Raw genomic sequence first — 21547 nt, 5'->3', positions numbered from 1 at the left:
CTGATGTTGTCCCTTCTGTCACGGGGTTTGGTTGGTGGTTGGTGATACATGGATGGTTGATCATGTTCTGTGATGCGCCTACCACTCTCGGGCTTTTGGCCCGGGGTGTGGTGTAGCGGTTCGTGTGGGGGTTTGTCTCGTCGATTCATCCCTGCGTGGATTGTGGGCGTGGATCATGTTTGGTGGTTCATGTTTTGTTTTTTGTTTTATTTTGTCAGTTGTTTGGACTCTTTGATGCGTCTGAATGTTTCTGCATTCTTTTGTGGAGAGTTTGATCCTGGCTCAGGATGAACGCTGGCGGCGTGCTTAACACATGCAAGTCGAACGATGATGCCCAGCTTGCTGGGTGGATTAGTGGCGAACGGGTGAGTAACACGTGGGTGATCTGCCTCGTACTTCGGGATAAGCCTGGGAAACTGGGTCTAATACCGGATAGGACTGCATCGTAAGGGTGTGGTGGAAAGTTTTTTCGGTACGAGATGAGCCTGCGGCCTATCAGCTTGTTGGTGGGGTAATGGCCTACCAAGGCGTCGACGGGTATCCGGCCTGAGAGGGTGTACGGACACATTGGGACTGAGATACGGCCCAGACTCCTACGGGAGGCAGCAGTGGGGAATATTGCACAATGGGCGAAAGCCTGATGCAGCGACGCCGCGTGGGGGATGACGGCCTTCGGGTTGTAAACTCCTTTCGTCAGGGACGAAGCCCTTCGGGGTGACGGTACCTGGATAAGAAGCACCGGCTAACTACGTGCCAGCAGCCGCGGTAATACGTAGGGTGCGAGCGTTGTCCGGAATTACTGGGCGTAAAGAGCTCGTAGGTGGTTTGTCGCGTCGTCTGTGAAATTCCGGGGCTCAACTCCGGATGGGCAGGCGATACGGGCATAACTTGAGTGCTGTAGGGGAGACTGGAATTCCTGGTGTAGCGGTGAAATGCGCAGATATCAGGAGGAACACCGATGGCGAAGGCAGGTCTCTGGGCAGTTACTGACGCTGAGGAGCGAAAGCATGGGTAGCGAACAGGATTAGATACCCTGGTAGTCCATGCCGTAAACGGTGGGCGCTAGGTGTAGGGGGCTTCCACGTCTTCTGTGCCGTAGCTAACGCATTAAGCGCCCCGCCTGGGGAGTACGGCCGCAAGGCTAAAACTCAAAGGAATTGACGGGGGCCCGCACAAGCGGCGGAGCATGTGGATTAATTCGATGCAACGCGAAGAACCTTACCTGGGCTTGACATACACCGGACCGGGCCAGAGATGGCCTTTCCCTTTGTGGTCGGTGTACAGGTGGTGCATGGTTGTCGTCAGCTCGTGTCGTGAGATGTTGGGTTAAGTCCCGCAACGAGCGCAACCCTTGTCTTATGTTGCCAGCACGTGATGGTGGGGACTCATGAGAGACTGCCGGGGTTAACTCGGAGGAAGGTGGGGATGACGTCAAATCATCATGCCCCTTATGTCCAGGGCTTCACACATGCTACAATGGTCGGTACAACAGGTTGCGATGCAGTGATGTTCAGCTAATCCTTAAAGCCGGCCTTAGTTCGGATTGGGGTCTGCAACTCGACCCCATGAAGTCGGAGTCGCTAGTAATCGTAGATCAGCAACGCTGCGGTGAATACGTTCCCGGGCCTTGTACACACCGCCCGTCACGTCATGAAAGTTGGTAACACCCGAAGCCCATGGCCCAACCAGTTTACTGGGGGGAGTGGTCGAAGGTGGGATCGGCGATTGGGACGAAGTCGTAACAAGGTAGCCGTACCGGAAGGTGCGGCTGGATCACCTCCTTTCTAAGGAGATTTTTGAGATAGTGTTTTTCCCCATGGGTCGGGTAGTTTCCCGGCTGGTGTGGGGTGTGGTTGAGGTTGCCGAGTGTGCACCTGCCACAGGTTTTATCTGGCAGTGGAAGCTTCACGAACGGTTCTGACCGTGTGTGGTGCGCCTGCCCCGGTGGTGTGAGGAAACAAGTAGTTTGAACGGTGCGTTGGCATGCTGTTGGGTGTCTGGGACAACACGTTTTGTGTTCCCGTGGACCGTGCCGTCGGTTGCTGCTCTGTGGAGCGATCCTCCTTGGTGGGGTGGTGGCTTGGTGGTGGGGTGTGTTGTGTGAGAACTGTATAGTGGACGCGAGCATTTCATTGATTGGCATCTGCCACCTGTGTGTGGTGGGTGTGGTTGGTGTGTGTTTTTTTCTGTTCTTTTTGTGTGATTTTTTGTGTGTGTTGCCCGAACAGTTTTTGTGTTTGTTCGTTAAGGGCGCATGGTGGATGCCTTGGCATGCTGAGCCGATGAAGGACGTGTGAGGCTGCGTTATGCCTCGGGGAGTTGCCAACTGAGCGTTGATCCGAGGATGTCCGAATGGGGAAACCCGGCACCTGTTATGGGGTGTCACCGTTCCATGAATTCATAGTGGTTCGGGGGTTACGCGGGGAAGTGAAACATCTCAGTACCCGTAGGAAGAGAAAATAATAATGATTCCGCTAGTAGCGGCGAGCGAACGTGGATCAGGCTAAACCGCGTGTGTGTGATTACCTGGGTAGGGGTTGCATGCGTGGTGTTGTGGGGAGCATTGTTCACCGGTTACCCGACGGTGTGCCCTTTTTTTTGCGCGTGGTTAGTGGAAATGGTCTGGGATGGCCTACGGAACAGGGTGAGAGTCCCGTACATGAAGGCCAGGTGTGGGGGGTTGGTGTTTACCCGAGTAGCAGCGGGCTCGTGGAATCTGCTGTGAATCTGCCGGGACCACCCGGTAAGCCTAAATACTCAGTGTGACCGATAGCGGATTAGTACCGTGAGGGAATGGTGAAAAGTACCCCGGGAGGGGAGTGAAATAGTTCCTGAAACCATGTGCTTGCAATCCGTCAGAGCACCTCTTGTGTGTGATGGCGTGCCTTTTGAAGAATGAGCCTGCGAGTCAGCGGCATGTCGCGAGGTTAACCCGTTGTGGGGTAGTCGTAGCGAAAGCGAATACTAACTAGTGTGTTTGAGTGGCATGTCCTGGACCCGAAGCGGAGTGATCTACCCATGGCCAGTGTGAAGCAGCTGTAAGAGGTTGTGGAGGCGCGAACCCACTTAGGTTGAAAACTGAGGGGATGAGTTGTGGGTAGGGGTGAAAGGCCAATCAAACTCCGTGATAGCTGGTTCTCCCCGAAATGCATTTAGGTGCAGCGTCGTATGAGCTTGCCGGAGGTAGAGCTACTGGTTGATTGAGCGGGACTACCATCTTAGCAATGTCAGCCAAACTCCGAATGCCGGTGTAAGTGTTGTACGGCAGTGAGACTGTGGGGGATAAGCTTCATGGTCGAGAGGGAAACAGCCCAGATCGCCGGCTAAGGCCCCTAAGGGTGTACTAAGTGGAAAAGGATGTGTGATCGCGAAGACAGCCAGGAGGTTGGCTTAGAAGCAGCCACCCTTGAAAGAGTGCGTAATAGCTCACTGGTCGAGTGGTTGTGCGCCGACAATGTAGTGGGGCTCAAGTACACCGCCGAAGCCGCGGCATCACACCAAAGGTGTGATGGGTAGGGGAGCGTCGTGCATGGGGTGAAGCCTGACCGTGAGGGCGGGTGGACTGTGTGCGAGTGAGAATGCAGGCATGAGTAACGAGTGTAAGGTGAGAATCCTTACCGCCGGATGACTAAGGGTTCCTGGGTCAAGTTCGTCTTCCCAGGGTGAGTCGGGGCCTAAGGCGAGGCCGACAGGCGTAGTCGATGGATAACGGGTTGATATTCCCGTACCCGTATGTGTGCGACCATGGTGAATCGGGGATACTAACCACCCATAATCACCGCCAAGCCCCGCCTTCGGGTGGGGCAGGTGGTGTGCGTGCGTGGGGCCTGATCCGGTAGTAGCCAAGTGATGGGGTGACGCAGGAGGGTAGCCGAGCCACTTAGTGGATTGTGGTGCAAGCGTGCAGGCCGGTGTGTAGGTAAATCCGCACACCATCAAGGCTGAGGCGTGATGCGTAGGACCTCATGGTCTGATGTTGGTGATCCCGTGCTGTCGAGAAAAGCCTCTAGCGATGTGCATGTATGGCCCGTACCCGAAACCGACACAGGTAGTCAGGTAGAGAATACTAAGGCGGTCGGGTGAACTGTGGTTAAGGAACTCGGCAAAATGACCCCGTAACTTCGGGAGAAGGGGTGCCATTGCTGGTGACAGTCTTGACGGCTGGTAGCTGGTGGTGGTCGCAGAGAATAGAGGGAAGCGACTGTTTATCAAAAACACAGGTCCGTGCGAAAACGTTGAAGTTGATGTATACGGACTGACGCCTGCCCGGTGCTGGAAGGTTAAGAGGACCGGTTAGGACACCCTTGTGGTGTTCGAAGCTGAGAATTTAAGCCCCAGTAAACGGCGGTGGTAACTATAACCATCCTAAGGTAGCGAAATTCCTTGTCGGGTAAGTTCCGACCTGCACGAATGGCGTAACGACTTCCCTGCTGTCTCAACCACAGGCCCGGTGAAATTGCAGTACGAGTAAAGATGCTCGTTTCGCGCGGCAGGACGAAAAGACCCCGGGACCTTCACTATAGCTTGGTATTGGTGTTCGGTTCGGTTTGTGTAGGATAGGTGGGAGACTTAGAGATCATCACGCCAGTGGTGGTGGAGTCGTTGTTGAAATACCACTCTGATCGGATTGGATACCTGAACCTTGGCCCATGATCTGGGTTGGGGACAGTGCCTGGTGGGTAGTTTAACTGGGGCGGTTGCCTCCCAAAATGTAACGGAGGCGCCCAAAGGTTCCCTCAGCCTGGTTGGCAATCAGGTGTTGAGTGTAAGTGCACAAGGGAGCTTGACTGCGAGACGTACAGGTCGAGCAGGGACGAAAGTCGGGACTAGTGATCCGGCACCTACTAGTGGATGTGGTGTCGCTCAACGGATAAAAGGTACCCCGGGGATAACAGGCTGATCTTCCCCAAGAGTCCATATCGACGGGATGGTTTGGCACCTCGATGTCGGCTCGTCGCATCCTGGGGCTGGAGTAGGTCCCAAGGGTTGGGCTGTTCGCCCATTAAAGCGGCACGCGAGCTGGGTTCAGAACGTCGTGAGACAGTTCGGTCTCTATCCGCCGCGCGCGTGGAAACTTGAAGAAGGCTGTCCCTAGTACGAGAGGACCGGGACGGACGTACCTCTAGTGTGCCAGTTGTTCCGCCAGGGGCATTGCTGGTTGGCTACGTACGGAAGGGATAACCGCTGAAAGCATCTAAGCGGGAAGCCTGTTCTGAGATGAGGTTTCTTTTGAGGTCCCCTATAGATGATGGGGTTGATAGGCCAGATCTGGACGTGGGGTAACCCATGGAGGTGACTGGTACTAATGCACCGACTTCAAACACAACAAACGATTATGCCCACCACGTGGTGGTGGGTGGTTCTGCTGCACGCACTGAGATTCCCAAGTAAATGGGAACAGAAAAAACTTATATGCTCGCGTTCATTATGCAGTGTCTGACACGACACACGTGTGGTTCATGGTGACCACCCCCTTTGGGGTGGTGTCCTGAATGTGTGTCGGTGGTTGATAGCGGCAGGGAAACGCCCGGTCCCGTTCCGAACCCGGAAGCTAAGCCTGCCCGCGCTGATGGTACTGCACCCGGGAGGGTGTGGGAGAGTAAGTTGCCGCCGACCTAAAACAACAACAACTACATAAAAGTGTGAGGGCCTGTGGGCCACCCCAGAGAGGATGAGAATCTTCGGGGGTGGGCCACAGGCCCTTTACCCATGCCCAAATGCCGTTGCGCCTCAGAGGCGAAACGTCCGGAAGTCGTGGGTGAAGGGGTCCCGGAAGCTGAGCTGCGTGGCGCTCAGGCGTAGCGGCCTGTGGAAGTCCTCCTGCGCTGCGGGCAGGGGAGCGGGATAGGCGTTGTCGCCGAGGATGGGCGCCCCGGCGAGGTGCATGTGCAGGCGGAGCTGGTGGGTCTTCCCGGTCTGCGGGCTCAGCACGTACCGCGCGAGCGGTGGCTGGCTGCCGTGGTGGGATTCGAGGAGACGGTGTTCGTCGTCGCTAAGCGGGACAACATCGGCGAGGGTGGTCACCGCATTGACCTCGCCGGGGACAATGCGCGCCTGGAACTCCCCGGGGGTCTTTTCGATCCGGTTCTCCCACACTGTCGGGCAGACGCTGGCCAGCTCCGGTCGGTGGGGCGCGATGGCGTGATAGGTCTTCTGCACCTCCCGGTTGGCGAAGAGCGTCTGGTAGGCGCCGCGGTCGGCTGGGTTCTTGACAAAGAAGAGGACTCCCGACGTCAGCCTGTCCAGTCGATGGGCGGGGGAGAGATCATTGTTTCCGGTCTCTCGCCGCAACCGCACGGTGGCGGTTTCCGTGATGTGCTGCCCGCGGGGCATGGTGGCCAGGAAGGGGGGTTTGTTGACCACGAGCAGCCGATCGTCCTCGTGAAGAATGGCGATGTCGAACGGGACCTTCTTTTCCGGAGCGGGTCGGCGGTAGAACCAGACGTCCTGGTGTTCCGCGAGAGCGGTGTCCGGATCGAGCGGGTTGCCCTGCGGGTCAACGACCTCGTGGTCAGCGAACCTTTGCGCGAGGGCCGAACCATCGTCCTGGGGGTGGCGGTGCCGCTGCGATTCGATCACCGCGGTGAGAAAATCCCGGGCGGTGATGCCCGTGTGGCCCTCGGGAACCCTCACCCGGGTGGGGTTGAGGCCGTCCTTCACGGGCAGAGGTGGTGCACCGCGACGTCGCTGTACTATTGTTGGCCTCATGAACTTAGACGACACCCTTGCTCCGTTCCTCGCATTCTTCTCTGATGGTATCGGCGCTATCATTGCGCAGGTCGCCCGGGTCATCTTCGACCTGCTCTACCCCGCCAACTCCGGCCCCGCCGGCCCGGTGGAGATCCCGAACTAAGCTGCATTTCTTCACAGACCACCCCGTCGTCGCGGATACCGCGGCAGCGGGGTTTTTCTGTGTGCTTGTCATAACCGGCGACCGGGGCGCGAGTACACTGGGGACCATGAGGAGGCCGCCGCGCTATTGCGCACCCTCCGCGTGCCGGAGTTCTGACCAGCACGTACCCAGCTAGGAAAGGACCGGAGAAATGGCTAAGGAAGATATCGTCGTCGTCGCCGTGGACGGCTCCGCGGCATCGAACAACGCTGTGCGTTGGGCCGCCAACACCGCAATGAAGCGGGGCCTGCCCCTGCGTCTGGCCACCAGCTACACCATGCCGCAGTATCTGTACGCCGAGGGAATGGTTCCCCCGGACGAGCTCTTCTCGGATCTCCAGTCCGAATCCATGGAGAAGATCGAGGCCGCCCGGGCGATCGCCCACGACGTCGCGCCCGAGATTCTCATCGGTCACACCGTCGCCGAGGGTTCGCCGATCGACCTCCTGCTGGAGATGAGCAGCGACGTGACCATGCTGGTTCTCGGATCGCGGGGACTCGGAGGCCTGTCGGGCATGGTGATGGGCTCGGTCTCCGCGGCCGTGGTGTCTCACGCACACTGCCCGGTCGTGGTCGTCCGGGAGAACAACAACGTCACGGAAGCCACGAAGTACGGCCCGGTCGTGGTCGGCGTGGACGGTTCCGACGTCTCCCAGCAGGCGACGGAGGTGGCCTTCGAGGAGGCTTCCGCCCGTGGCGCGGACCTCGTGGCGGTGCACACCTGGATGGACATGCAGGCGCAGTCCTCGCTCGCTGGCCTGTCCGCCGCCCAGACCCAGTGGGAGGAGATCGAACAGCAGCAGGCAGACCTGCTCAGCGAGCGGCTGGAGCCGCTGATGGAGCAGTATCCCGACGTGTCGGTGAAGAAGGTCATCACCCGCGATCGCCCGGTCCGCGCCCTGGCGGAGCAGGCGGAGGGCGCACAGCTTCTGGTCACCGGTTCGCACGGACGTGGCGGCTTCCGCGGCATGCTCATTGGCTCGACCTCCCGTGCGCTGCTGCAGTCCGCGCCCTGCCCGATGATGGTGGTCCGACCGGACAGCCGATAGACTACCCCCGCACGTCACCCCCGTCCGGAAAGATAATATCAATAGACCTTCGGGCAGGGCAGGTATGGCGCGGGATTTGTGGACGTGACACGAAGCGGTAACAGTTTCTTATGGTTGCGGCCAGGGCAGTTGGCGCAGCGGCCGAAGTTTCGCCACAATGGTGCCCGTCTCAAGCATGCGGGGACGGTATTGACGTTCTAGGCTGCATGCCCAAAACAAAACAAAAGGAGAATCATCATGGCTGTTGGACTCGGTGGCATCATCGGTTGGCTCGTTCTCGGCGGCCTCGCCGGCTGGATCGCTTCGATGATCAAGGGCAAGAACGCTCAGATGGGCATTGTCGCCAACGTCGTCGTCGGTATCGTCGGCGCCCTTATCGGTGGCTTCCTGCTCGGCCTCTTCATGGAGGGCCAGGCTGGTCTCTTCATCAGCTTCATCACCGCTATCGTGGGTGCGGTTATCCTGCTCTCCATCATCAACATGGTGCGCAAGTAACCACAAGCTCCAGTGAAAGGCCCCGGCGACATCGCCGGGGCCTTTTCCTGACCCCCGGAGTGGTTGCAAACGTACCGGTTTGTCTATATTGGGGAGACGAACGATCCACTGAACGTCAACGAGGAAAGGCAGGGCAGCGACGTGGCAACAGAAACCGCGAAGAAGAAGACCACCAGCCGACGCCGCAACCGGCCGAGCCCCCGGCAGCGCCTGCTCACCTCGGCGACGCACCTGTTCGCCACGGAAGGCATCCGGGTCATCGGCATCGACCGGATCCTCCGCGAGGCCGACGTGGCCAAGGCGTCGCTGTACTCGCTGTTCGGTTCCAAGGACAACCTCGTGGTCGCCTACATCGAGCAGCTCGACGACCAGGCCCGCCAGCAGTGGGCTGAACGCACCGCCGACCTGCAGGACCCGCAGGAGAAGATCCTGGCGTTCTTTGACCAGGTCGTGGAGGAGGAGCCGGAGAAGAACTACCGCGGTTCCTACTTCCTCAATGCGGCCAACGAATACCCGAAACCCGAGACCGAGTCGGAACAGCGCATCGTGGATGCCTGTCTCGCACACCGGCGCTGGATGCACTCGACGATGACGGAGCTGCTCAACGAAAAGAACAGCTACCCGTCGGCGACCCAGGCCAACCAGCTGCTCATCTTCCTCGACGGTGGCCAGGCGGGCGCCAGGCTCGTGCAGGATCCCGCCCCGCTCTACACGGCACGGGACCTGGCCCGGCAGATGCTCAACGAGCCGCCCGCCGACTTCTCCATCTAGGATTCCCCGGACTTCCTGCTCTCCCGCTTCGCCTTCGAGTCCCGGGCCCGGAGCGCGGCCTGGACTCGGTTGCGCTGCCGGCGCAGCTCCTTCTCCTCGGCCTTCCTGGCCGCCTTCTCCTGCGCCTCGCGGGCGTCTCGCTCCTTAAGCTCGGCGCGGGCGCTGGCGCGCGTGGTGCCGCGGCTCTTCGCTGAGGCGACATAGGACCTGTCCTCGGCCCGCCGGGAACGACGTGCGCGACGGGCGTCGATAAGCTCCTGCCGGCCCGCGTGGCGGAGCTCCCGGTGCTCCTCACCCTCCGGCCAGCGGCGGCGGATGACGACGTTGAGCACGATCGTCTGCAGGGCGGTCCAGAGGTTACCGGTGACCCAGTAGAGAACGAGGGCGAAGGGCAGGGGGCCGTGTGTGCCCAGCCAGAAGATGAAGAACGGCATGATCACCGTGAGGGCAACCATGATGCGGAAGACGACCCGCATCGGGGTGGAGGACCAGTCCATGTAGCGGTAATTGAAGTAGTTGCTGACGATGAGGTTGGCCGTGGTGAAGAAGATCGCCACGAGGACGAGGGGGAAGATGACGTTCCACGTGTCGGTGGAGTTCGTGCCCAGCGCGGCGAGGCGCTCCTCGCTCATGGCGAGGTAGGCGGGCAGGGGGACGTCGAAAAGCCGGGCCTGCTCGAAGGACGCGACGTCCTCGCCGGTGAGCACGCCGACGCCGCCGGAGGAATTGCCGTGCGCGCCGAGGAGCTCCGGGCGGGAGATCCACAGGAGGAGCCGGTAGAGACCCAGGACGACCGGGATCTGGATGAGCGGGGGAATGCAGCCGACGGCGGGGCGGAAGCCGTAACGCTCGTGGAGCTCCTTCGTGGCATCACGCAGCGCGATGACATCCTCCGGTTTCGCGGAACTGCCGTAGCGGCGCTCCAGCTCGGCTTTCTCCGGACGCATGAGCACCGAGCGGTGGCTCGAGCGTTTCTGCATCCACGCGAAGGGGAAGAGCAGTCCACGCACGGTGACCACCAGCAGAATCACCGAGATGATCCACGCCGCGGAGGCGTCCATGGTGAACACCTCGGTGAGCAGAAGATGCCATGCCTTGAGGACAACGGACACCGGGTACGCGAACAGCTCCAACATGCGGATCATCCTACGTCTCAGGCCGGGCTTGTCGAACGCTAACCTGGGCGGGAGCAACGACACGGAATATGAGGAGGGCGGGCATGGCTGCTGACGTCCGTCGCCCCGCCGCGGGGCAGGTCACCGGCGAGCTGCTGGTGACCGTCGGGGTCCTGCTGCTGCTGTTCGCCTTCTACGAGGCGTTCTGGACCAACCTCCAGTCCGGCCGGCTGCAGGACGAGGCGGATTCCGGGCGGGAGTCCGCGTGGCAGAACCCCCGCACCTCTCACACGCCCGAGTTGGGCGACGCCTTCGCCCGCCTGTACGTGCCCACCTACGGCGCGGACTGGGCGTTCGCCGTCCTGGAGGGGACCACCGACGAGGTCCTCCGGGCCGGGCCGGGCCATTACCCGGAGACGCAGCTGCCCGGTGCCCGGCAACTTCGCGGTCGCCGGGCACCGGGTCGGCAAGGGTGCCCCGTTCAATGACCTCGGTTCGCTGCAGGCCTGCGACGCGGTGGTCGTAGAGACGGCCACCGAGTGGATCACCTACCGCGTCCTGCCCCTGACCGCGGCCGACGATCCGCTGGCCTGTTTCACCCCGGAGCAGTCGGCGCGCATCTCTTCCGGCGAGTACGCGGGCATCCTCCGCCGGCACATCACCACCCCGGGTGACGTCGGTGTGCTCGTTCCGGTCCCCGAATCGGGGCTGGGGTTGCAGTTAGGGCCGGGGCTGGAGGCGATCCTCACCCTGACCACCTGCCACCCGCAGTTCTCCAACGCGGAGCGCATGATCGTCCATGCCATGGAGGTGGCCACCGAGCCCAAGGCCGAGGGTTTCCGGCCCGCCGTGATGGAGGAGAGATAGATGTACGCCTGGTTGATTCACCTGATCCCCGGGCGCCGGTGGTTCCGGGTACTCGTCGTCTTTGCGGTGGCGATCGCGGTGTTTCTCCTGTTCATGGAGGTCGTCTTCCCCTGGGTCTCCGAGCGGATGCCCTACGCGGAGGTCGCGGTCTAGAGCCCCAGGTTGTTTACGGTGGCCTGGGCGGCCTGCTCCGCCTTGACGGACTGCGCCTGGTTGGTGAAGACCACCACGGCGACCGTGTCCTTCTGCACGGCGAACACCGCGCCGTCGACAACCTCCGCGGCGCCGCGCCCGCCGACCCAACCCCCGGGCAGCTCGGCGGGTTCGGTGCCGTCGACAGGGGCGGCCCAGTCCACCACGGCCGCGGCGGACGGCGGATCCGACATCCGGCGCACGATGACCTGCAGCTGCGGTTCCTCGGGGTAGGACCAGTACACGCAGGCGGGGTCCGCGAACCGGGTGTCCACCCCGACCCCGGTCACACGCTGGCCGTTGACACCCTCCACCCATCCGGTGTCGAGGTACGGGCACGGAGCCCCGCTCTCCCGGCCCCCGGGAACGAGGGGGAGCGTATCGACGCCCAGCTCAGCCCCCGCCGGCAGGGCCATCGGGGCGGAGGTCTGCGCACCGGTGGGCGGCGGCTGCGGGTCGTCCCCCGCGCAGCCTGTCAGCGCGATGCCGGCCAGCGTCAGGAGCACGGCGGCGACTGGGGTCCGCAGGGGCGTGCTCGGTAGGCTCGGGGTCATGAGCTCCAGCCTAAGGCTCCCGGGCAGCCCGCTGCCCGATGAGGACGCCCTGCGCGGCGGCATCCACATCTTCACCGCGGTGCTGCTGATGGTCGCGGTGGCGACCTCCTTCCAGATGTCGCTCCTCGACGCCGCACTCAACCTCGTGCTGATCACCATCTTTGCGGCCGCGTACTTCCTCGGTTCCATCTACGTCGACGCCTGGAGCGAGGGAAAGCGGCAGGCCTGGGTGCTGCTGCTGACGGTGGTGTGGATCTCCGAGATGATCGTGGCGCCCGTGGGCATCTATCTGGTGTTCACGCTGTACTTCCTCTACCTGCAGGTATTCGACAGTCTGCAGGGCGGGGTCTCCGTCGTCTTCGCCACCGCGGCGGCCATCATCGTGCAGATCCCTGGTGGGCTGACCTTCGGCGGGGTGATGGGCCCGGCGGTCTCCGCGGTGATCTCCCTGGCCATCCACTACGCCTTCCGCACTCTGGCGCGCATCAGCGACGAGCGTGAGCAGCTCATCAACCAGCTCATGGACACCCGCGAGAAACTGGCGGAGTCGGAACATGCGGCCGGGGTGGTGGCGGAACGCCAGCGGCTTGCGCACGAGCTCCACGACACGGTCGCGCAGGGGCTGTCCAGCATCCAGATGCTGCTCCACGCCGCGGAGAGGGATGTGTTCGAGGGGCCGGAACGCACCACGCAGGCGGTGGAGCGGATCCGGCAGGCGAGGTCGGCGGCGTCGGAGAATCTCGCCGAGGCTCGCGCCATGATCACCGCCCTGCAGCCCGCGCCGCTCGCCGAGAACTCCCTGCGGGGCGCCCTCGAACGGATGGCGGGCAGCTTCGGGGCAGCCGGTGAGATTGACATCGCCGTGGACGTGGAGGGCGAGCAGCGGCCGCTGCCCATGGGCACCGAGGCGACGCTGCTGCGGATCGCGCAGGGGGCGGTGGGCAACGTGGTCAAACATTCCGGGGCCAGTCGCTGCCGGGTCACCGTGACCTACGAGGCTGACGAGGTGCGCCTGGATGTCGTGGACAACGGCAGGGGGTTCGATCCGGAGGTGATCAGTGCCGAGCGCGCCGGCCTGGGGCACATCGGGCTCTCCGCCATGAGCGGACGGGCGAGCGAACGCGGCGGCACGCTGGTCATCGAGTCCGCCCCCGGCGGGCCCACCGCCGTGTCGGTGGCCATTCCCGACGCCCGGCGGGCCTGAACGTCTGGTGGAGGTGTCTCCTCGACTAAAGTTTGAGAAGACCTTAAGCCGTGCCCGCCACCTGCGGGAACGGCCGACGCTGTAGGAAGGACTTTCCCCATGATTCGGGTGCTGCTCGCGGACGACCACGAGATCGTGCGGCTCGGACTGCGCGCGGTGCTCGAGGAGGCCGAGGACATCTCGGTGGTCGGCGAGGTGGCCACCGCGGAAGCGGCGATCTCGGCGGCGCAGGCGGGCGGCATCGACGTCCTGCTCATGGACCTGCGCTTCGGCGCCGGCATCGAGGGCACCAAGGTGACGGGCGGGGTACAGGCCACCGCCCGGATCAAGGAGTCGATGGCCACCCCGCCCAAGGTGCTGGTGGTGACCAACTACGACACCGACGCGGACATTCTCGGGGCGATCGAAGCCGGCGCGGTGGGTTATCTGCTCAAGGACACGGAACCCTCGGAGCTTCTCGCCGCGGTCCGCTCCGCGGCGGAAGGGGAGTCGGCGCTGTCGCCCATCGTCGCCGACCGGCTGATGACGCGGGTGCGTACGCCGCGGATGTCGCTGACCCCCCGCGAGCTGGAGGTGCTCGAGCTCGTCGCCTCCGGCTCGTCGAACCGGGACATCGGCCAGTCGCTCATGCTCTCCGAGGCGACGGTGAAGTCCCACCTCGTGCACATCTACGACAAGCTCGGGGTGCGCTCGCGCACGTCCGCCGTGGCGGCCGCGCGCGAGCAGGGCGTCCTCTAGGACACCCTCGGTTTAACGCCCGGAGTTGGCGGCACGGAAGGCGTCGATCACCTTGGTGGGGATCTTGCCGCGGTTGGCGACCTGGTGGCCGTTCTTGGCGGCCCAGGCGCGGATGTCCGCCGGGTTCGCCGCGGCGGCGCGGTCCGTCGGTGCCGTGTTGGCGACGGCGAGGTAAGGCTCGAGAAGCTCGAGGAACTTGTCGGCGTTCTGCTCGGAAAGATCGAGGGTGTAGTCGGTCCCGTCCAGGCTGAATCGAATTACACGCAGTTCGTCCTCGGTGAGGGGGGACTTGTCCAGGTCGTCGTAGTACTGGGTGATTTCACGTCGGGCCATGATGATAATTCGCTTTCCTTGGAGATACTTGTGGGGCGGCTGGCTGCACGGCAACAGAAAGCAGATAGTAAGAGATCTATATTACTATTGTATTCGTGGGGATGACCGGCAAAGCCGACCAATAGCGTCGTTCCACTACCGCCCCACAAACTATATCTCAAGAGAGCTAAATGTAGGTAGGCGGGAGGCGATAAGCATTACCGATAATGCAATTTCCTACTGATCTCTTAAATGTCAAACGGCGGCCAGTTTACTCGAGAAGGCGCGCTGGCCGCCGTCGATAGGCAGGGCATATCAGCCTCGCGTAAGCCGTTCCTGAATTTCAGCCGTGAGCTTATCAATGTCCGAGTTGATGGCGTGATGTGCGCGACGGCGCTGATCCGCGGTCATGAACTCCGCATTGTCGGTCGCGGAGCGGAGCTCGTCGAGCCGCGTCTCCGCGTCGCGCTTGAAGCCGGGTGCCAGGCTGGTTCCCTCGAGGGAGCCACGGATGCCTTCGATCCGGGCGTGGAGATCCGCACCGTGGCCGGAGAACCGGGCGAGTTGGTCCGGGGAGATACCCGCTCGCTTCGCCTTGGTCTGCGCGGCGGAATCACGCAGCTGCGTCACCCCGCGGTAGATCAGGGGGAGGAGAACCGGCATGGCGATGCGGCCGGCGTTGACGTAACGGGTCACATTGCCGGCATTGAACTTTCCGGCCTTGCGCTTCTTGTATTCGGTCTTGGCCAGCTCGAGTTCGTGTTTACGCTTGGCCTTGAGACCCTTCTTCTCCTCCTTGATGAGATGCTTCTCCGTGCGGGCGAGGAGTTTCTCGCGACGCTCGAGTGCCTTGGCGCTCTCCTGAACCTCGGCGCGAGCTTTCGCCTGGGCAGCCTTGATGTTCTGGCGGCTCTTCGCGCGGCGCTTGGTGAGATTGGCGACAACACCCATGTCAGTTCCTCTTTTTCGTGGCTGGTCGAGTTCGGTAGGCTGCGGTGTCTGACCCCGAGCGAATCGGGGTCACGCACGCATTGACTAAGATTCGGGTACAACCTTACCTGCGTGCCGTCCGCGCGCGTCGGACAAGTCTCGAAGCATTCGCCAGAAGAGTAGGGCACGCAATAGATACCGCAACGGTCACCGCCTCCGATCTCGTCGGCTGCCGATACCGCTATCCCCAACGCCTGGCCCATCCCGAAATCCCCCGCCTGCCAGCGGAGCTCGAGCGACGCGAGCGCCTGGCCGCGGCGCGGGCCGCGGTGCAGGCGGCCCTGCCCACCCGGCGGGCGCTGGGCGACGGCCGCGGCGCCCGCCCGTTCGCCCGGATCGACCTGGCCGACACGCCCGGCGTGGAGCTGGAGACTCTGGAGGCGCTCGCGGCGGGCGCGGACCTCATCACCGGGGCCGTGTTCATCGGAGACGGGTGGCGCGTGCGTGTCGATGTTCTCGCGCTGACCGCCGACGGGACGTACCTTCCCGTGACCGTCTCCAATCACCGGGCGGCCCGGAGGGATGAAGGCTCCACGATGCTGGCGGTGGCCACCAACCGGCTGTCGTTGAGCGCCCCCATGGCCGTGCCCTACCGGCACCGGCACCATGTCTCGGACGGCTACCGCCTCGCCATGGCTTCCCGCGCCCTGGCGGAGTTCGGCCTCGACTCCGGGCTCGGCGGGGTCATCGGCCAGGACCGGACCCGCGCGTTCGTGGCCGAGACCGCCGGACTGCAGCCCGCCCTGGACGACGCGCTGCGCGCCGGGTGGGCGGACCAGCCGCGCCGGCTCAAGGAATGCGCCAGCTGCCGCTTCTGGGAACTCTGCGAGCCCGAGCTGGAGACGATGGACGACATCAGCCTGGTGCTGCCCGGGGACAAGGCGCGCACCTACCGCGAGCGCGGAATCACGACGGTCCAGGAGCTTATCGACGCCCGCCTAGGCGAACCCAGCGCCCTCGCCGCCGCCTGGCGCGCGGGTGTTCCCCTCCTCGCCCGCGTCCCCGAGGTGACCGGCCCGCGGGCCGACGTGGAGATCGACGTGGACATGGAGGCCTACCTGGACCAGGGGGCCTACCTCTGGGGTGCCTACGACGGCCGCGACTACCGCGGGTTTGCCACCTGGGCACCCCTGGGCGGCGCGGAGGAGGCCGCCAACTTCGCCGAGTTCTGGTCCTGGCTCATGCAGCGCCGCCGCGCCGCACACCAGAGCGGGCAGAGCTTCGCGGCCTACTGCTACAGCGCGCACGGAGAGAACCACTGGCTGCGCCAGTCCGCGCGGCGATTCCACGGGAAACATCGCGGGGTCCCCTCCGAGGCGGAGGTTCAGGAGTTCATCACCTCCGGCGACTGGGTCGACGTGTTCGCGCACGTCCGGTCCCAGTTGGCCGGCACCGAGGGAACGGGACTGAAGATCGTCGCCCGGGAAGCCGGGTACGCGTGGGCGGACGGGGACTTCGACGGCGAGGCCTCGGTCGGTGCCCGGCGCACCGCCGTGGCCACCGGGCCGGAGGCGCTGGCCGCGCGGGAGGCGCTGCTGCGGTACAACGAGGACGACACCCGTGCCACGGCGGCGGTGCGCGGATGGCTTCGCGACGGCGCCCCGGGCGTCCAACCCATCAGCTAGGTTGACGTGCATTTTGGGGCCTGGGTAGTGTCTTTGCCATGTTTATTGGTGTTGGTTCTCTGAAGCTGCGTTCCGCCCGCTGACGGCGGCGGGACCCCTTCTGATTTCTCGCTCGCCGTCCTGGTGCCATGCCGGGCGGCCATTTTGTCATGCCCGGCTCCATGACGAGCTGAGAGAACACCATGCTAATTTCACCATCTGCGCAGTCGTGCGTATGGACCGGAACACCTGCGGGGCCTGCCGCCCACCTCCGAGCTGAGGGAATCCACGTTGCTCCGGGCGGTGAACCCCTGCTGTCCGGTTTGGACATCACCGTCTCGCGGGGAGACCGTCTGGCCATCGTCGGGGAAAACGGCCGGGGAAAGACAACCTTGCTGCACATTCTGGCCGGAGTGCGTGCACCGGAGTCCGGGGACGTCACCCGGGTGGGGTCGCTCGCTCTGGTGAAGCAGGACATGGCCACGAACGAAGACCGCACCGTCGGTGATCTCATCGCCGAAGCCACCGCTCCAGCGACCGCCGCGCTGGGCGCGCTCGACGCTGCCGCCCAGGCCATGGCCCAGGGCGTGGACGCATCCGATGCGTACACACACGCCCTCGAGACGGCCACAGCCCTGGATGCCTGGGATGCGGAGCGTCGTGTCGACATCGCCCTCGCCGGGCTCGACGCTTGCAGCGACCGGGGCCGGCCCCTGGCGACCCTGTCCGTGGGGCAGAGGTATCGGGTGCGCCTCGCGGTCGCGCTCGGGTCGGCCCCGGACATGCTGCTCCTGGACGAGCCGACCAACCATCTTGACGCGGGGGGCCTGACGTTCCTGACGCAGCGACTCCTCGACCATGCCGGGTTGCTGGTGCTGGTCAGCCACGACCGCGCGCTCCTGCGGGACGTCGCCACGACCTTCCTCGATCTGGACCCGACCCGGGATGGACTGCCCCGCCTGTATGCGGGGGGCTACGAGGGCTGGATCGAGGGGCGTCGGCGGGAACGGGCGCGGTGGGAGCAGGGCCACGCCGACCAGATCGCCCACCACGAGGAGCTGCAGCGGGCTGTCGTCGAGGCTCGCTCGCGGCTACAGACGGGTTGGCGTCCGGACAAGGGCACGGGCAAGCACCAACGTGCCACCCGCGCCGCCGGTGCCGTCCAGGCTCTCAACCGCCGCGTCGATGACCTGGATCGACACGAGATCACCGTGCCGCAGCCCCCACTGCGACACGTGTGGCCGCCGTCGGACACTCGGAGGGGAGAGCCGATCCTCGACGTCACTGACCTCGTCGTGGAAGGGCGGTTGATCACCCCCGTCTCGGTGACCATCGGCGGTGGCGATCGACTCCTGGTCACCGGCCCGAACGGCGCAGGCAAATCAACCCTCCTGTCCGTGCTCGCTGGCCGCCTTGCCCCCAGCAGTGGACACGTGCGCGTCGGTCGACGATCGCGGATCTCGATTCTGAGCCAGGAAGCACCAGTCTGGAACGACGACCACCCCGGTCACCGCGCCTACGAGGAGCATCTGGCGCGGATGGGCAGGCGTGGCCACGCGCCGACGCTCTCCTCCTTCGGGTTGCTCGACGCCCAGGCTGCAGGCACTCCCGTCACACGCATGTCCCAGGGGCAGCAGCGGCGACTCCACCTGGCCATGTGTCTGGCTGAAGAGCCCGATCTCCTGCTGCTCGACGAACCCACCAACCACCTCTCGGCAAGCCTCGTCGAGGACCTCACCACCGAGCTGAGGCGCACTGCCTGCGCCGTGGTCATTGTGACACATGACCGCCAGATGCTCGCCGACCTCTCCGACTGGCCACACCTGGCCCTGACCCCCGAGGACCCGTCATGAACCCCCTTCGACCGCTCGCCAGCCCCGCGTACCGGCCGCTCTTCGCGGCCATGACCCTGACCATCTTCGCCCAGGGCGCATGGGCCCTGTACCTCGCCATGCAGACCCTTGACCTCGGCGCTACAGCCGCTTCGCTGTCGTCGGTAGTGGCGTGGAGTGGCATCGGTCTGCTGGCCGGCTCCCTCCCCGCGGGCGTCATCGCAGACCGGTTCCCCAAGAAGAAGATCCTGCTCAGCGTCCTCGGCCTGAACACCCTCGTCGCAACGCTCACCGCGGGACTCGCAGCCGCCGGAACGGTCACCTTCTGGATGCTCGGGCTGTCCGCCTTCGTCATCGGCACCACCACGGCCTTCTTCTTCCCGGCCTACACCGCGCTGGTCCCGCTCGTCGTGCCGGCCGACGACCTGATGGCCGTCAACGGGTTGGAAGGCGCCACCCGGCCCCTAATCGGTCAGGCGCTTGCGCCTGCCGTCGTCGGGGCGGTCATCGGCGCGGCACTTCCCCCGGCAGGAGGTTTTGTCATCGCGGGTGCCCTGGCGGTCGCCTTCCTCGCCGCGCTTCGCCTACCCGCACCGACCGTCCCCGACGAACCCGCGGGACAGCCCGACCCGTCTCCTTTGCGCGACCTACGTGACGGCCTGGCCTACGCGGCCCGCACCCGATGGATCCGCTCCAGCGTCATCTTCGCCGCCCTCATGGGCCTCGGCGTGACCGGGCCGCTGGAGGTGCTTCTGCCCACCCTCATGCGCGAGTCCCATGCCGACGGTGCCGCGCTGTACGGAGCCGTTCTCGCCGCGCTCGGCGTCGGTGGCCTGGTCGGCTCCCTGGTCGCCGGGTCGTGGCACACTCCTCGACGGTTCCTGCCAGCCATGGTCGGCGCGTGGACCGTGGGGTGCCTGCCTCTGGCCGCCCCCGCCTTTACCGCCGACCCGTGGCTCATCGGAGCCGGCCTGGCCCTGTACGGAGCACTGATCGGCATAGGAATGGTGATCTGGGGGACGGTCCTCCAGGAGCACGTGCCCGCGGCCATGCTCGGCAGGATCGCGAGCCTGGACTTCTTCATCTCGATCGCGTTCATGCCCCTGTCCATCGCGCTGACCGGCATCCTGAGCCGACACATGGCGCCCACGACCCTGTTCCTCGGCGCGGCGCTGCTCCCCCTTGCCACGGCCGCCACGCTGGCAGCCCTGGGACAACTGCGCACACCCGACGTCACCGATAATCAGTACAGCTAGGGGACGACGACGATGTCGATGACCATCCCCTGTGCCTGGTGGCCGGCGATGGTGCACCATCCGTGAATGTCGGTCGTGACCACACCCAGGTCCAGCTCCACACTCTCCCCCTCGCCGAGGCGGCCGGACTGCACGCCGTTGGCGAATTTCAGCTCGTGGTCCATGGAGTCCGTGTTGGTGAAGGTGACGGTGAGCTGATCGCCCTCCGGCACCTCGATGCGGTCGGGGACGAAGGTCATGCCGCGGGTGGTCACCTCGACCTCGGTGACACTCTCCGCTCCGGTGGCCTGGGTAGTGGCCGGGGTGGCCCCCTGGGACCCGTTGAGGCCGCCGAAGAGGGAGAGGATCAGCGCGACAACCGCCATGCCGGCGGTGACCTGGTTCCAGGCCGGGCGCGCGCCGGGATCCACCACCGGCCCCTCGGCTTCCTTCATGAGCACCCGGCGCTGGGCCCGCACCGAGCGGACGAGCAGGAGCACAAAGACGGCGAGCGAGCCCAGGCACAGCATCGACATGACCACCCGGATCCACGAGTTGCCGGACGCCAGCCACACGGCCAGGCCCAGGTTGATGAGCGTGAGCCGGAACAGGCCGACCCGGTTCATCTCCCGCAGGCCGGCGCGGACCGCGGACGGGCCGCCGCCCATCGTGGTGGGCAGCAGGTAACTCATCACGCCGATGAGCAGCTGGGCTGCGAACCCGACGAGCAGGGCCGTGGTGGGCAGGGGAACGTCGTGGGCGGGGGCGTCGCTGAGCTGGATGCGCACGCCGTAGAAGGACAACGTTCCCACCAGCCACAACACCGCCATGAGGATGGACACCGGCGGGTACGTGACCCGGTCGCGGGGATCACGCAGCACGGTGATCGTGTTGGCGATCCACCCCTGCAGCCCCACGATCCACCCGGCGACGACGATGAGTAGGCCGGTGGAGACGGCTGGGCGGGCGTCGAGAAGCATCCCCGTGGTGGCCGTGAGGACACCCGCCGCGATGAGCGTGAGCATGGGAGTGGCGTGATTGCGCAGGCCGGAGGTGCGCCAGATCGCGGGGAAGAGCACCGTGAGCGAGGACGCGGCGGCGAGGCCGACGAAACCGCCGAGGTTGACGATCACGTGCGCCCCGCGGACGCGGTCCTGCCAGTCGCCGGGAAGCTCCGTGGCCAGGGCCGCGCCGAACAGCGCGCCGACGGGGAGCGCCAGGCTCGCGCCGACGTAACCCGCCACGGCGGGGCGGAAGGCCTTGGCCCGTGGGGCGCGCCACCACTGCCCACCCAGGACGGCCGCGTGCCAGAGGAGGATCCCGGCGACGATCGTCGCGCCGACCTGGGTGAGGATCCAGTGCCCGGGAAGGATCCCGGCGGTCCACTGGCCGGCAATGATGAGCACGATGCCCGCCTGGAGGATCATCATCCGGCGCAGCTGCCAGGGGCGGGCGGTCTCGGGGAGTTTCTGCTGCAGGAACTTCTCCGTGAGGTGCTGCGACCACAGGACAATGGAGTTGGTGAGCACGCCGAGGGTGAAGATGTGGATGAGCACCCAGCGGTAGTTCGGGATGAGCACGTGGGTCAGGCCGGCGACGAGGAAGAGCATCATCCACACGGTCACGGGCTTCGAGGCCCGACGGTGCCAGGACTTTTTTGACCACTCCCGGGTGGGCAGCTGCGGAGATCCCATGACC

Annotated in this window: 16 protein-coding genes, 3 rRNA genes and 1 pseudogene; 14 read left to right on the top strand and 6 right to left on the bottom strand. The window is 64.4% G+C overall.

The annotated features are described in order from the left end of the window. Positions 1 to 259 precede the first annotated feature (259 nt). From CDOO_RS12615 to rrf, 3 genes are all read left to right on the top strand, one after another. Positions 260 to 1784: ribosomal RNA gene (locus CDOO_RS12615) — 16S ribosomal RNA — on the top strand. 448 nt (positions 1785 to 2232) lie between these two features. Continuing rightward, positions 2233 to 5327 (top strand): 23S ribosomal RNA (locus CDOO_RS12610). Between the two features lie 171 nt (positions 5328 to 5498). Next, positions 5499 to 5616: ribosomal RNA gene (rrf, locus tag CDOO_RS12605) — 5S ribosomal RNA — on the top strand. The 16S, 23S and 5S rRNA genes sit together here, the layout of an rRNA operon. A 114-nt stretch (positions 5617 to 5730) precedes the next feature. Here the strand turns inward: rrf and CDOO_RS12600 are convergent. Then, a complete protein-coding gene (locus CDOO_RS12600) occupies positions 5731 to 6771 on the bottom strand; it encodes a pseudouridine synthase (protein ID WP_081610354.1) in 1041 nt (346 codons plus the stop codon). On the opposite strand from CDOO_RS12600, the gene CDOO_RS14130 reads away from it, so the two are divergent. From CDOO_RS14130 to CDOO_RS12585, 4 genes are all read left to right on the top strand, one after another. Then, positions 6707 to 6853, top strand: coding sequence for a hypothetical protein (locus CDOO_RS14130; protein ID WP_018021996.1), 147 nt, complete (start codon positions 6707 to 6709; stop codon positions 6851 to 6853). The genes CDOO_RS12600 and CDOO_RS14130 overlap by 65 nt on opposite strands. A 190-nt stretch (positions 6854 to 7043) precedes the next feature. Next, on the top strand, positions 7044 to 7940 hold the full coding sequence (locus tag CDOO_RS12595; protein ID WP_018021997.1) for a universal stress protein: 897 nt from the start codon (positions 7044 to 7046) through the stop codon (positions 7938 to 7940). 237 nt (positions 7941 to 8177) lie between these two features. Continuing rightward, positions 8178 to 8435: a GlsB/YeaQ/YmgE family stress response membrane protein gene (locus CDOO_RS12590; protein ID WP_018021998.1), complete on the top strand. Its 258-nt coding sequence runs from the start codon at positions 8178 to 8180 to the stop codon at positions 8433 to 8435. Positions 8436 to 8576: 141 nt separating this feature from the next. Then, on the top strand, positions 8577 to 9206 hold the full coding sequence (locus CDOO_RS12585) for a TetR/AcrR family transcriptional regulator (protein WP_018021999.1): 630 nt from the start codon (positions 8577 to 8579) through the stop codon (positions 9204 to 9206). Here the strand turns inward: CDOO_RS12585 and yidC are convergent. After that, a complete protein-coding gene (gene yidC / locus CDOO_RS12580; RefSeq protein ID WP_026159366.1) occupies positions 9203 to 10342 on the bottom strand; it encodes a membrane protein insertase YidC in 1140 nt (379 codons plus the stop codon). The genes CDOO_RS12585 and yidC overlap by 4 nt on opposite strands. A gap of 83 nt (positions 10343 to 10425) precedes the next feature. Between yidC and CDOO_RS12575 the strand changes: the two are divergent. Together CDOO_RS12575 and CDOO_RS14125 are read left to right on the top strand one after the other, a co-directional pair. Beyond that, a pseudogene (locus CDOO_RS12575) lies at positions 10426 to 11188 on the top strand (class E sortase). Beyond that, positions 11189 to 11341, top strand: coding sequence for a hypothetical protein (locus CDOO_RS14125; protein WP_018022001.1), 153 nt, complete (start codon positions 11189 to 11191; stop codon positions 11339 to 11341). Here the strand turns inward: CDOO_RS14125 and CDOO_RS12565 are convergent. Continuing rightward, on the bottom strand, positions 11338 to 11934 hold the full coding sequence (locus tag CDOO_RS12565; protein WP_018022002.1) for a DUF2020 domain-containing protein: 597 nt from the start codon (positions 11932 to 11934) through the stop codon (positions 11338 to 11340). The genes CDOO_RS14125 and CDOO_RS12565 overlap by 4 nt on opposite strands. On the opposite strand from CDOO_RS12565, the gene CDOO_RS12560 reads away from it, so the two are divergent. Both CDOO_RS12560 and CDOO_RS12555 read left to right on the top strand, forming a co-directional pair. After that, entirely contained in the window at positions 11933 to 13138 is a 1206-nt protein-coding gene (locus CDOO_RS12560; RefSeq protein WP_018022003.1) for a sensor histidine kinase, read from the top strand. The two genes, CDOO_RS12565 and CDOO_RS12560, sit on opposite strands and share 2 nt — an antisense overlap. Positions 13139 to 13237: 99 nt before the next feature. Continuing rightward, positions 13238 to 13876: a response regulator gene (locus CDOO_RS12555; protein WP_018022004.1), complete on the top strand. Its 639-nt coding sequence runs from the start codon at positions 13238 to 13240 to the stop codon at positions 13874 to 13876. 12 nt (positions 13877 to 13888) lie between these two features. Here the strand turns inward: CDOO_RS12555 and CDOO_RS12550 are convergent, their stop codons facing one another. Together CDOO_RS12550 and CDOO_RS12545 are read right to left on the bottom strand one after the other, a co-directional pair. Beyond that, positions 13889 to 14209 (bottom strand): histone-like nucleoid-structuring protein Lsr2, encoded by a 321-nt coding sequence (locus CDOO_RS12550; protein WP_018022005.1) that lies wholly within the window; start codon positions 14207 to 14209, stop codon positions 13889 to 13891. Positions 14210 to 14503: 294 nt separating this feature from the next. Next, positions 14504 to 15139, bottom strand: a complete 636-nt coding sequence (locus CDOO_RS12545; RefSeq protein WP_018022006.1) for a DUF6474 family protein — start codon at positions 15137 to 15139, stop codon at positions 14504 to 14506. A 170-nt stretch (positions 15140 to 15309) separates the two neighbouring features. Between CDOO_RS12545 and CDOO_RS12540 the strand changes: the two genes are divergently transcribed. The 3 genes from CDOO_RS12540 to CDOO_RS12530 all read left to right on the top strand — a co-directional run bounded on the left by CDOO_RS12540 (position 15310) and on the right by CDOO_RS12530 (position 19870). Continuing rightward, entirely contained in the window at positions 15310 to 16803 is a 1494-nt protein-coding gene (locus CDOO_RS12540; RefSeq protein WP_026159368.1) for a TM0106 family RecB-like putative nuclease, read from the top strand. A gap of 182 nt (positions 16804 to 16985) precedes the next feature. Further along, a complete protein-coding gene (locus tag CDOO_RS12535) occupies positions 16986 to 18635 on the top strand; it encodes an ABC-F family ATP-binding cassette domain-containing protein (RefSeq protein WP_026159369.1) in 1650 nt (549 codons plus the stop codon). Further along, a complete protein-coding gene (locus CDOO_RS12530) occupies positions 18632 to 19870 on the top strand; it encodes an MFS transporter (protein ID WP_018022009.1) in 1239 nt (412 codons plus the stop codon). Before CDOO_RS12535 ends, CDOO_RS12530 begins: the two co-directional genes overlap by 4 nt. Here CDOO_RS12530 and CDOO_RS12525 read toward each other — a convergent pair. Beyond that, positions 19867 to 21543, bottom strand: a complete 1677-nt coding sequence (locus CDOO_RS12525; RefSeq protein ID WP_018022010.1) for a cupredoxin domain-containing protein — start codon at positions 21541 to 21543, stop codon at positions 19867 to 19869. The genes CDOO_RS12530 and CDOO_RS12525 overlap by 4 nt on opposite strands. Positions 21544 to 21547 lie beyond the last annotated feature (4 nt).

The sequence above is a fragment of the Corynebacterium doosanense CAU 212 = DSM 45436 genome (assembly GCF_000767055.1).
GTDB classification, from domain to species: Bacteria; Actinomycetota; Actinomycetes; order Mycobacteriales; family Mycobacteriaceae; genus Corynebacterium; species Corynebacterium doosanense.
The sequence above is the reverse complement of the archived record's forward strand: the minus strand, read 5'-3'. Positions and strand labels throughout refer to the sequence as shown.

What these genes read in the sequence shown, in the direction of transcription:
- yidC (WP_026159366.1), bottom strand. Translation starts at nt 10,342, where the DNA reads ATGTTGGAGCTGTTCGCGTACCCGGTGTCCGTTGTCCTCAAGGCATGG.
- CDOO_RS14125 (WP_018022001.1), top strand. Translation starts at nt 11,189, where the DNA reads ATGTACGCCTGGTTGATTCACCTGATCCCCGGGCGCCGGTGGTTCCGG.
- CDOO_RS14130 (WP_018021996.1), top strand. Translation starts at nt 6,707, where the DNA reads ATGAACTTAGACGACACCCTTGCTCCGTTCCTCGCATTCTTCTCTGAT.
- CDOO_RS12550 (WP_018022005.1), bottom strand. Translation starts at nt 14,209, where the DNA reads ATGGCCCGACGTGAAATCACCCAGTACTACGACGACCTGGACAAGTCC.
- CDOO_RS12565 (WP_018022002.1), bottom strand. Translation starts at nt 11,934, where the DNA reads ATGACCCCGAGCCTACCGAGCACGCCCCTGCGGACCCCAGTCGCCGCC.
- CDOO_RS12535 (WP_026159369.1), top strand. Translation starts at nt 16,986, where the DNA reads ATGCTAATTTCACCATCTGCGCAGTCGTGCGTATGGACCGGAACACCT.
- CDOO_RS12530 (WP_018022009.1), top strand. Translation starts at nt 18,632, where the DNA reads ATGAACCCCCTTCGACCGCTCGCCAGCCCCGCGTACCGGCCGCTCTTC.
- CDOO_RS12560 (WP_018022003.1), top strand. Translation starts at nt 11,933, where the DNA reads ATGAGCTCCAGCCTAAGGCTCCCGGGCAGCCCGCTGCCCGATGAGGAC.
- CDOO_RS12600 (WP_081610354.1), bottom strand. Translation starts at nt 6,771, where the DNA reads ATGATAGCGCCGATACCATCAGAGAAGAATGCGAGGAACGGAGCAAGG.
- CDOO_RS12525 (WP_018022010.1), bottom strand. Translation starts at nt 21,543, where the DNA reads ATGGGATCTCCGCAGCTGCCCACCCGGGAGTGGTCAAAAAAGTCCTGG.
- CDOO_RS12555 (WP_018022004.1), top strand. Translation starts at nt 13,238, where the DNA reads ATGATTCGGGTGCTGCTCGCGGACGACCACGAGATCGTGCGGCTCGGA.
- CDOO_RS12590 (WP_018021998.1), top strand. Translation starts at nt 8,178, where the DNA reads ATGGCTGTTGGACTCGGTGGCATCATCGGTTGGCTCGTTCTCGGCGGC.
- CDOO_RS12595 (WP_018021997.1), top strand. Translation starts at nt 7,044, where the DNA reads ATGGCTAAGGAAGATATCGTCGTCGTCGCCGTGGACGGCTCCGCGGCA.
- CDOO_RS12545 (WP_018022006.1), bottom strand. Translation starts at nt 15,139, where the DNA reads ATGGGTGTTGTCGCCAATCTCACCAAGCGCCGCGCGAAGAGCCGCCAG.